The sequence below is a fragment of the Lentzea indica genome (assembly GCF_012184385.1).
Taxonomy (GTDB): domain Bacteria; phylum Actinomycetota; class Actinomycetes; order Mycobacteriales; family Pseudonocardiaceae; genus Lentzea; species Lentzea indica.
Genome location: NZ_VSRL01000320.1, coordinates 1 through 9,132, shown reverse-complemented (window position 1 = coordinate 9,132; position 9,132 = coordinate 1). Strand labels below are relative to the sequence as shown.

Annotated in this window: 8 protein-coding genes and 1 pseudogene; 6 read left to right on the top strand and 3 right to left on the bottom strand. The window is 68.9% G+C overall.

The features are described from left to right. Positions 1 to 144: 144 nt before the first annotated feature. From FXN61_RS43820 to FXN61_RS43805, 3 genes are all read left to right on the top strand, one after another. Complete coding sequence (locus FXN61_RS43820) at positions 145 to 1,323, top strand: Gfo/Idh/MocA family protein (protein ID WP_167979737.1); 1,179 nt, start codon at positions 145 to 147, stop codon at positions 1,321 to 1,323. A gap of 78 nt (positions 1,324 to 1,401) precedes the next feature. Beyond that, complete coding sequence (locus FXN61_RS43815; RefSeq protein WP_246292968.1) at positions 1,402 to 2,418, top strand: LacI family DNA-binding transcriptional regulator; 1,017 nt, start codon at positions 1,402 to 1,404, stop codon at positions 2,416 to 2,418. Positions 2,419 to 3,268: 850 nt separating this feature from the next. Next, positions 3,269 to 3,472 carry a cold-shock protein gene (locus FXN61_RS43805; protein WP_030475722.1) on the top strand — a complete coding sequence of 68 codons (204 nt, stop codon included), beginning with the start codon at positions 3,269 to 3,271 and terminating at the stop codon, positions 3,470 to 3,472. 461 nt (positions 3,473 to 3,933) lie between these two features. On the opposite strand, the gene FXN61_RS43800 is transcribed toward FXN61_RS43805, so the two are convergent. Next, positions 3,934 to 4,557, bottom strand: coding sequence for a TetR-like C-terminal domain-containing protein (locus FXN61_RS43800; RefSeq protein WP_167979736.1), 624 nt, complete (start codon positions 4,555 to 4,557; stop codon positions 3,934 to 3,936). Positions 4,558 to 4,627: 70 nt separating this feature from the next. On the opposite strand from FXN61_RS43800, the gene FXN61_RS43795 reads away from it, so the two are divergent. The 3 genes and pseudogenes from FXN61_RS43795 to FXN61_RS54935 all read left to right on the top strand — a co-directional run bounded on the left by FXN61_RS43795 (position 4,628) and on the right by FXN61_RS54935 (position 7,137). Next, on the top strand, positions 4,628 to 5,965 hold the full coding sequence (locus tag FXN61_RS43795; RefSeq protein WP_167979735.1) for an alpha/beta hydrolase: 1,338 nt from the start codon (positions 4,628 to 4,630) through the stop codon (positions 5,963 to 5,965). 7 nt (positions 5,966 to 5,972) lie between these two features. Next, a pseudogene (locus FXN61_RS56770) lies at positions 5,973 to 6,584 on the top strand (serine hydrolase domain-containing protein); the annotation flags it as partial. A gap of 22 nt (positions 6,585 to 6,606) precedes the next feature. Beyond that, on the top strand, positions 6,607 to 7,137 hold the full coding sequence (locus tag FXN61_RS54935) for a serine hydrolase domain-containing protein (RefSeq protein WP_281360864.1): 531 nt from the start codon (positions 6,607 to 6,609) through the stop codon (positions 7,135 to 7,137). Here the strand turns inward: FXN61_RS54935 and FXN61_RS43785 are convergent. Both FXN61_RS43785 and FXN61_RS43780 read right to left on the bottom strand, forming a co-directional pair. Further along, positions 7,109 to 8,263: a sensor histidine kinase gene (locus tag FXN61_RS43785; RefSeq protein WP_167979733.1), complete on the bottom strand. Its 1,155-nt coding sequence runs from the start codon at positions 8,261 to 8,263 to the stop codon at positions 7,109 to 7,111. The two genes, FXN61_RS54935 and FXN61_RS43785, sit on opposite strands and share 29 nt — an antisense overlap. Next, positions 8,260 to 8,916: a response regulator transcription factor gene (locus FXN61_RS43780; protein WP_167979732.1), complete on the bottom strand. Its 657-nt coding sequence runs from the start codon at positions 8,914 to 8,916 to the stop codon at positions 8,260 to 8,262. The genes FXN61_RS43785 and FXN61_RS43780 overlap by 4 nt, the downstream gene beginning before the upstream one ends. Between the last annotated feature and the right edge of the window lie 216 nt (positions 8,917 to 9,132).

Below are 9,132 nucleotides of genomic sequence, written 5' to 3'. Positions count from 1 at the left end.
CGCTGCCCGGCGCGACCTCACGCTCGACGCGCTGACCCTGCACATGGCCGGTGGCGCGGAGCTCGAGGAGCTCCGACACGAGCTCGACCGGCTGGAAGCGCCCGAACTGGGCGCCTTGGTGTCCACATCCCCGGAAGGTGAAGCATGACAAGTGGTTCCATCGGTGTCGCAGTGATCGGCGCGGGTATGGCGGGCCGTGCTCACGCCGCGGGCTACCGCTCGGCCGGCACCGTCTTCGGCACGGACTCCCCCGACGTGCGACTCGTGTCCATCGTGGACACCAACGAGCAGCTCGCCGAGGACGCCCGCCGCCGCTACGGGTTCGACCGCGTCGACACCGACTGGCGCGCGGTCGCGGAGGCCGACGACATCGACGCGGTGAGCGTCGTGGTCGCCAACCACCTGCACCGCGAGATCATCGAAGGACTGCTGGCCGCGGGCAAACACGTCCTGTGCGAGAAGCCGATCGCACCCACGGTGGAGGACGCCAAGGCGATGGCCGCCGCGGCCGACCGGACGGACCGGGTGGCGGTCGTCGGCTACACCTACCGCCGGGCTCCCGGCATCGGCGCCGTCCGAGACGAGATCCGCGCCGGGAATCTCGGCGAGCTGATCCACTACAACGGCCACGCCTGGTACGACTACGCGCTCGACCCGCTCACCCCGATGTCGTGGCGGTACCGGGGAGGCCCCGGCTCCGGTGTGCTGGCCGACACCGGCAGCCACATGGTCGACACGGCGGAGTTCCTGTGCGGCCCCATCGTCGAGGTCAGCGGCGGCACGTTGCTCACGGTCATCCGCGAACGCCCGGTGCCCGCCGGAGTCACGATGGGCCACGAGCGCGCCGAGCTGACCGGCGAGACCGAGCCCGTCGGCAACGAGGACGTCGCCACCTTCACCGCCCGGTTCGCCAGCGGAGCCATCGGCACGTTCTCGACCTCGCGTGTCGCCCACGGGCTGCGCAACGGCCTGGCGTTCGAGGTCTTCGGCACCGCCGGCTCCGCGGCGTTCGATCTCGAGCGGACGGGAGAGTTCCTGTTCTCCGACAACAGCCCCCGCGGTGAGGTCAACGGACAGCGCCGCGTGATCGTCGGCCCGGAGCACCCGTACATCCGGCGCGGTGTCCCGATGGACGCCGGCGGTGTCGGTCTCGGAACCGGCGACCTGTTCGTCTACCAGACCCGCGCGTTCCTGGACCAGATCTCGGGCGGTGGCGAGCTTCCGCCGTGCCCGTCGTTCCACGACGCGGTCCGCGGTCTGGAGGTGCTGGACGCCGTCGTCGAGTCGGCGCTCGGGGCCGGGGTCGCGGTCAAGGTCGGCTGATCCGGCGAGCCGCCCGCCTAGCACGTGCTAGGCACCGATATGGTGAACGAGAGCGCGCGAAGAGGAGGCAGGGTGCCCATGCCGAACACCGGCGACACCGGTCGTCCGAACCGACACCCCACCATGGCCGATGTCGCCGCCAAGGTGGGCGTGTCGCGCGCTCTCGTCTCCATCGTGTTCCGCGGCAAGGAAGGCGCGAGCCAGGAGACCAGGGACCGGGTCTTCCAGGCGGCGGCCGAACTGGGCTACCACCCCGACACCGCCGCCCAACTCCTGCGCAGCCACCGCAGCAGGCACCTCGGCGTCCTCTACACCCCGGCCGAGCCCTTCCACGTGGACCTGATCGAGGCCATCTACCCGATGGCGGAGAAACACGGCTACGACGTCGTGCTCGGCGCACAGACGCCCACCCGCGCCATGACGAAGGCAGTTGAGGAACTGCTCGGCTTCCGCACCGCAGCGGTGCTGCTGCTCGGTGACGCGACGCTCGCGGAGGTCACCCGCCTCGCGGCCCGCGTGCCTCTGGTCGCGGTGGGCCCGCACCTGCGCGGCGACGCGTTCGACACCGTCTCCTCCGACGACAGCCGAGGCGCGCGCCTCGCCGTCGAACACCTCGTGGAGCTCGGACACCGCCACATCGTGCACGTCGACGGCGGCGTCAAGGCGGGCGCCGCCGACCGGCGCCGGGGCTACCGCGCCGTCATGCGCAAACACGGCCTGCCGGCCACGATCATCCCAGGCGCCTACACCGAGGAGTCCGGTGCTCTCGCCGCACGCGAACTACTCCGCTGCGACCCTCTTCCGACGGCGGTTTTCGCGGGCAACGACCGATGCGCTGTCGGCATCGTGCACGCACTCCGCCGGTTCGGTCTCACCGTGCCGGGCGACGTCTCCGTGGTGGGGTTCGACGGCAGCCGTGCCGCGCAGCTACCGCACATCGACCTGACGACAGTGCGTCAGGACATCAGCGGCACCGCCGAGGCCGCCGTCGAAAGCGCCATCGAACGTCTTGACGACGGGCGCACCGAAGCCAAGCACGTCATCCGCAAGACCCAGCTCATCGTGCGCGGCACCACAGCGCCACCGAAGCGCTGATGCTCCCTCTTCGCAATGCGGTGATCCTCCCCGCAGATGCCACGCCATGAACTACGGTCCCTGCTGCGGAGGAGTCTGAGCGGCTTCTTGAAGAAGGTGGACCTGAAGACCACCAAGTTGCGCGCGCAAGCCTGCACAGCAGCCAGCCGGTCGACGATCTCGTCGTCCTCGTTGGGCAACCGAACGTGTCCGCGCGGATCGGGAACGAGTTCTACAACAAGTGACGGCGCATGGGCACGGAGGAACCGCAGCAAGGACGTGTCGGTGTTCCGGCTCGGCGAGGGCGGTATCCGCAGACGCTTGAGTACGCGGCGGACGGTCGATGCAGCTGTCCGGTGTCCGTGCTTGAGCAGTTCGCCTTGGATACGGCGGTAACCCCAAGCGGCATTCTCCCGCGCCATCCCCTCAACGACGATGCCACCGCAGCACGATGCCTGGCCACACCAACCGGTGATCCCGCAACCAGACGGGTAGCCGTCGCACCAATGCCGCGAACACCGCACGATCGGCCCAGTCCAATCGCGGGCGTTGATGGGCACGGCGCAGCACGGCGACCTCATGCCGCAGCACCAACAACTCGACATCCTTGGCCGCCGAGGACCGGCCGAGCAGGACCAGCTGTACTGACCCGAGATGTTGCGACCGCTATGACGACACCTGAGCGGATGATCTTGGTGAGTGGGCAGGTCATGAGAGGTCCGCGGTGTAGCGTGATGCCATCTGCCATGGTTCCGAAGTACCGGTCGCCCGTGACCACAGGTCACGGGCGTTTGCTGTTCGGTGTCTCCGGCCATGGCGGATCACCCGGCCCCGCACAATGCGGGCGCCAAATTCATGCTTGGAGTGCACCATGGCCACCGGAACCGTCAAGTGGTTCAACGCCGAAAAGGGCTTCGGCTTCATCGAGCAGGATGGCGGCGGCGCCGACGTCTTCGCCCACTACTCGAACATCGCCGCTCAGGGCTTCCGTGAACTCCAGGAAGGCCAGAAGGTCTCCTTCGACATCACGCAGGGCCAGAAGGGCCCGCAGGCGGAGAACATCGTCCCCGCCTAGTCCCATTGCCAGCCGCTGATCCACCAGCGGCCACGCGCGGACCACACCAGAGCCCGGCCCGATGATCCATCTGGCCGGGCTCTGTCCTACATGGATGTTCCACAGCAGGCCCCGCGGCGAGCCTTGACAGGCCAGGTGGAACCGGCGTGGGCCGTGATGTCCATCAGTAGCGGCACACCTGGCCCGGCCGTGTTCGGGATGTTCGCCGCTCAAGTCGGCGAGGACCCGCCGATGGTGGTGTCACCGGCTGGCTGACGGAACTCGCGCGCGGGCGGTCGTCCGCCTTGTTGCCATCCTGGCGGGGTCATCGCTGGCGGTCATCTCCAGCAGGCGGCAGCCGTCGACCAGTTCGTCGCGTGGTTCGTGTCGCGGGCTCGAGTCAGGCACGGAGTCGCCGAGGTGCGGTGGGACGTGGCGGTCGTTCGTGTTCTGAGCGGCGCGGCTGGGCTGTCGGCCGGGCATCACCGCGCCTGGGTGGTTTCGTTGTGTTGGAGAGTTCGGTCCGCTTCCGAGGGTGTCCAGCCGCGGAGTGTTGCCGGGATTGCCGTTCGGAACGCGGTCTCGGCTGTGGCTGGATTGAGCGCTCCCGCCAGTTCGAGCGTCACGAGTCCGTGCAGGGTCACCCAGAACGAGAGCGCGATGGACGTCGCGTCACCGGCGAGCAGGGATGCTGCCAGGGCGCGGTCGATGGCGTGGAGGAGTGGCCGGACGGGGTCCTCGGTCCCGATCGCGCCCGACGGGTCGAAGGTCTGCACGCCGCCGAACAACGCCATGTAGAGGTTGCCGTGGGTGCTTCCCCAGCGTCGGTAGGCGACGGCGAGGGCGTGTAGATCGGCGAGCGGATCGTCGGAGGTCGGCACCGCCGCCACGTCGTGGAACAGCCCTGCGACCGCTCTGTTGCGCACCTCGGCGATCAGTGCGTCCTTGCTGCCGAACAGCGTGTACACCGCCGCCGTCGCCACTCCGGCGGCGCCGGCCAGGGCGCGGACCGTGATCGACTCGAGCGGACGCGTCGCGAACAACTCGGTGGCCGACTCGACAAGCCGCTCTCGCACCGTGTCGTCGTTCGTCCTCGGCCGACCCATGTTGACCAGTCTAGCTCGCCTGCTAACTTAGTTTTGAAACTTAGTTTGGAAACCTCACGCAGGAGAACCCATGACGCCCAGCGCCTTTGTTCGTCTTGCCCGCATCGCCGGCCGTCTGGGACTGGCCCTGGCCGCCGTTGTGGGATTGGCCGGCCTTTTCTTCGCACTGATCGTCCTGACCGACGGTGCGGGTTCCGGCCTCCTGGCCTGGTTGGTGACCTTCGGAGGCGCGGCCGCCACCGCGTTGTGGCGCAGTCGCCGTCGTGCCGGGCGGCGCAAACTCGTGCCATTCCTCCCGGTCGTCGTCGCGGCGGCGCTGACCGGATCGGTCTGCGTCCCCAGCGTGCCCACTGATCGGCGATATCCGGCAGACCTGCCGTTCGTGGCGACGCAGCACTGGAGTCTGGCCACGGGAAGCCGGGTCGCGGTGTACCACCACCCGCCTGCCCCAGGCAGCACCCGCCGGGCAAGACCGCTGGTGTACCTCCACGGTGGACCCGTCCGCGGTATCTCGGTGCTCGACCACCGGTTCCTGCAACATCTGGCGCGGCAGGGCTACGACGTGTACGCCTACGAGCAGCCCGGCGGCGGGCGAAGTGACCTGCTACCGATGGACCAGTACAGCATCTCCAGGTCGGTCCGCGACCTCGCGGCATTCATCGACCACCTGAACAAGGGCCAGGTCGACATCCTCGGATTCTCCGCAGGAGCGGTCATACTCACCCGAGCACTCGCCGAGCCGCACGCCGCCGCCCGCGTGCACAAAGCGATCATCGTCGAACCCGGCCCGGCAGACGGCCCCACCGCGGGGATCACCGGCCACAAAGGACGCCCGAACGCGGGCGGCCTCGCGCCGGCCATGAGCGGACCACGCGCCACACACGTCCCCAGGTATGCCGTCGCGTTCGGTCTCATGCGACTGGGAGTCCTCTCGCCGGACAGCAGGCTGGTCGGGCAGGCCGAAGGCGCCAACGCCTTCACCGCCGCGGACCTCGGCAGCGACACCGCCTCCGCCTACTGCGCGAAGGACGCTCACCGCATCCCCGCCGAGGACACGGCAGCCAACTTCTCCTTCAGTCCCGCCGCCAGCCTGCGGATCCAGCAAACGATCAAGGACTCACCGTCGATCGCCCCGCAACTGGGGCGCTCCGGCATCTCCGCGATGCTGATGATCGGCGAGTGCTCCTCACAGATCCGCCAATGGGCGACCACCATCCTGGCTGAGGACGCCGCCATCGAACGAACCCAGTACCTGCCCGGTGTCGGCCACCGCATGTGGAACGGCCTCGACGACAACAACGAACGAGCCTTCGCCGTCGTCGACGCATTCCTCCAGAACAAGCCGGCCCCCTTGCCGAACTACCCCACCAAATCCGACATCCCCGAGTTCCTCCAAGCCCAGAGATGATCGGGTTATGGTTCGACGATCGGCCGTCGATCGGGCTGCTTGGGTAAACCCGTGTCCTACCCCAAAAAGTGGAGGATGCGTGATTACACGACGGAGCCTGCTGGGCGCCACCGTTCTGGCCGGCGCCTGGGTGGCCGCGGGATCACCGGCCACCTCGGTGGCCGGCGCGAGGTCTGTTGCGGACGAGCTGTCCCGGTTCGTCACCGACCTGGCCGACCGGGGTCAGTTCTCCGGCACGGTCCAGCTCGACCACCGCGGTAGCAGGGTGTTTTCCGCCGCACATGGACTCGCCAACCGGGCTACCGGTACGTCCAACACAGCCGCTACCCGATTCACCGCGGCGTCGATCGGCAAGTTCCTCACCGGTGTCGCCGCCGCCCGCATCGTCCAAAATGGACTGATGGCGTTCGGCACCACGCTCGGAGAAGCCGTGCCGCGGCTTCGGAACACCGCCTTGCACCCGCTCACCCTGCACCAACTGCTCACTCACACGGCCGCGCTCCCCGCGGTCAGCCCTGGGGCGCCGCCGGGTGCCCGCACCGGCCGGGCTGTCGACTACCTGCCGGTGCTCGAAACCCTGCAACTGGCCGGGAGGCCGGGCGAACGCTGGTCCTACACCAACGCCGGCTTCCTGCGCCGCGATGATGATCGAGCAGGCTGCCTGCCGCCCGTACTGGTCCGTGATCCGCGACGTCATCCTCACGCCGGGCCGGATGTCCCACACCCAGCTCACCCAGCCCGCACACGACGATCCGCGGATCGCCACCCGCTACGCCCTCGACGGCCAGTCCTTCCCGCCCGACCACCCCAGTGGTGCCGGCGGCCTCTACACCACCGCCGGTGATCTCGTGTCGTTCGCGCATGCCCTGATGCGCCACCGCCTCCTCGACGCCGCCCACACCGCCCAGGTGACGACCGGCAAGGTCCCGACCGGTTTCGGTGACCGCTACGCCTACGGCTGCAGTGACCTCACCGTCGCCGGTCACCGAATCATCTGGCACAACGGGGGCGCACCGGGCGCCAGTGCCTGGTTGCAGATCTACCCCGATGACGGCTACACCCTCGCCGCACTGTCCAATGTGGCCAATGCTGGTCCGGGTGGAGGTGGCGTGCAACCGATCGCACAGAAGGTTCAGCAGCTGATCACCGGGCGCCAGGAAAGCCGGTGGTGATGTCCAGCCCGCCGGCCGCGGGGACATCCGTGGTCAGTTGCCCCTGATGGGCGTCGACGACCGCGCGCACGATGGACAGGCCGAGTCCGAGCCCGCCATCGTCATGGGGACGGCTCGCCCGTCCCCGGACGAAGGGGGTGAACAGATCGTGCACCGCGGCGGGGGCGACGTGCTGGCCGGTGTTGACGATCCGCAACTGGGCACGTCCCGCGACCAGGCCGGTGGACACGACGACGTTGCCACCGGCCTCGTTGTATCGGATGGCGTTGTCGACGAGGTTGCTGACCATGCGGTCGAGCAGGACAGGATCGCCCATGACCGCGGACGGCCTCAGTGCCGGACGCAGCTCGACTCGGCCAGCCTCGGCCTGACCGCGGGCTGCCTCGATGATCCTGGTGACGACGTCCGCGAGATCGACCTGTTGACGTCTGGCGAGTCCGGTCTGGCTACGCGCGAGGGCGAGCAATCCGTCCAGGGTGCGCTGGCTGTCCGCGACCGCGTCACGGACGTCGCCGGCCATGACGAGGAGCTCCTCGTTGCTGGGCTTGCCGTCGAGCGTCACCTCGACGGCGGTGCGCATCGTGGTCAACGGTGTACGCAGCTCATGGGCCGCGTTGGCGACGAACATGCGCTGGCTGTGCAGTAGCCGGTCCCGTTCGGCGACGCCCGACTGAATGCGATCGAGCATGCCGTTGACCGTTTCAGCCAGGGTGGCGAGCTCGTCGGCCGGCGTGGTGACGGGTACCCGCTCGGACAGGTTCTCCGCCGACAACCGCTGTGCGGTCGCGGACATCGTGCGAATCGGCCGCAGTACCCGGCCTGCCACCACCCAGCTCAGCACCGCGGCGAGCACGCCGACGATCGTGAGGGCGATCAGGGATTGGGTCAGCAGCTGCGCGAGCGTGTCGGCGTGCAGCCGGTCGATTGCCGCCAACTCGACGCCGGGGTCGGGAACGGGCGGGATCGAGGCGTCCAGTGGACCGAAGAGCCTCAAGGTCCTGGGCCGGTCGGCGAGAGCACGCCCGACGAGGACGTAGGTGAGCCCGGCGATCGCGAGACCCGCCCCGAGAACCAGAGCGGTGTAGAGGATCGTGAGCCGGCCGCGAGCGCTGAGCCGGCACTTCATGGTCCGATCCGGTAGCCCGCACCGGTCACGGTCTGGATGACCGGTGGTTCACCGAGCTTGCGCCGCAAGGTGCCGACGGTGATCCGGACCGCGTTGGTGAACGGGTCGGCGTGCTCGTCCCACACCTTGTCCAGCAAGGTTTCGGCGCTGACCACCGCTCCCCCGGCGGCGAGGAGCCGTTCGAGCACACCGAACTCCTTCGGTGTCAGGTGCAGCAGCCGCCCGTCGCGTTCGGCGACCCGCCGTGCGGGGTCGAGCAGCACGTCCGCGGCCCGCAGGATCGGCGGCCTGGCCGGGCCGGTGCGCCGAGCCAGAGCCCGCACCCTGGCAACCAGCTCGCTGAACGCGAACGGCTTGCCCAGATAGTCGTCCGCGCCCATGGTGAGCCCCTCCACGCGGTCCTCCACCGAGCCCGACGCGGTGAGCATCAGGACGCGCGACGTGCCGCGTTCGACCACCCGCCGGCACACGGTGTCGCCATGGACCACTGGAAGGTCCCGATCCAGCACCACCACGTCGTACGGCGTGATTTCGATCTTGTCGAGAGCGATCCGACCGTCCGGGGCGATGTCCACGGCGCAGCCGTGCTTGCGCAGCCCGGCGGCGATGTAACCAGCCAGCGGCTGCTCGTCTTCGACCAGCAGTACCCGCACCGGACCAGTCTCGCAGCGACCACCTATGTATCTTGTATGGATTCGCCATCGGCTCGCCGGCTGTGCCCACCGGTAGAGATGACGCGTCCATGCCGCACCCACGAGGAGTCTCGATGCCGATCTCGACATCCCGGCGGTCAGTACTCGGACTGCTCGGCACCATCCCACTGGCCGGTGCCACGCTCGCGGCGGCGCCGGGCGCTGCCGCGGCCCGAT

What these genes read in the sequence shown, in the direction of transcription:
- FXN61_RS43820 (WP_167979737.1), top strand. Translation starts at nt 145, where the DNA reads ATGACAAGTGGTTCCATCGGTGTCGCAGTGATCGGCGCGGGTATGGCG.
- FXN61_RS43815 (WP_246292968.1), top strand. Translation starts at nt 1,402, where the DNA reads ATGCCGAACACCGGCGACACCGGTCGTCCGAACCGACACCCCACCATG.
- FXN61_RS43805 (WP_030475722.1), top strand. Translation starts at nt 3,269, where the DNA reads ATGGCCACCGGAACCGTCAAGTGGTTCAACGCCGAAAAGGGCTTCGGC.
- FXN61_RS43800 (WP_167979736.1), bottom strand. Translation starts at nt 4,557, where the DNA reads ATGGGTCGGCCGAGGACGAACGACGACACGGTGCGAGAGCGGCTTGTC.
- FXN61_RS43795 (WP_167979735.1), top strand. Translation starts at nt 4,628, where the DNA reads ATGACGCCCAGCGCCTTTGTTCGTCTTGCCCGCATCGCCGGCCGTCTG.
- FXN61_RS54935 (WP_281360864.1), top strand. Translation starts at nt 6,607, where the DNA reads ATGATGATCGAGCAGGCTGCCTGCCGCCCGTACTGGTCCGTGATCCGC.
- FXN61_RS43785 (WP_167979733.1), bottom strand. Translation starts at nt 8,263, where the DNA reads ATGAAGTGCCGGCTCAGCGCTCGCGGCCGGCTCACGATCCTCTACACC.